This window comes from Streptomyces sp. RP5T (genome assembly GCF_003933965.1).
Lineage (GTDB): Bacteria > Actinomycetota > Actinomycetes > Streptomycetales > Streptomycetaceae > Streptomyces.
Map to the genome: position 1 here is coordinate 1 of NZ_RSAJ01001239.1, position 382 is coordinate 382.

1 protein-coding gene is annotated in these 382 nt (G+C 71.2%); it reads right to left on the minus strand.

Translation table 11 applies throughout. The features are described from left to right. On the minus strand, positions 1 to 382 hold a 382-nt coding region (locus tag EHS43_RS47000; RefSeq protein ID WP_185806697.1), incomplete at both ends, for a hypothetical protein.

A 382-nucleotide genomic window follows, 5' to 3' on the forward strand; every position in this document is an offset into this window, starting at 1 on the left:
TGGGGTCCAGGTGCTGCAGGGCCATACTCACCACGGTGTCAGCCTCGGCCAGGACGCGGTCAGCGCGCAGCGAAGCGATCTCCTGGGCGTGCGCTTGCACGAGGCGCGCCAGATCTCCGTCCCGGCGGATGAGTTCTGCCCGGGCCTCGGCCAGCTGCCGGGAGACGCCGCGCAGCTGCTCGCTCAGGTGCTGCACCGCACGCACCACGAGCGCATGCCGCCGCTCGAGTTCGGCGTGACTGCCCGGTCCAGACCGCTGCCCCGGCAGCTGGTGCTGGCCATGGAGCGAACGGTTGTCGTTGTGTGCCGCGGCCGCCGTCGCCCGGGCTTCGTGCAGGGCGGCGGTTGCCGTGCGCACCATGGCTTCGAGTTCTTCGTTCTC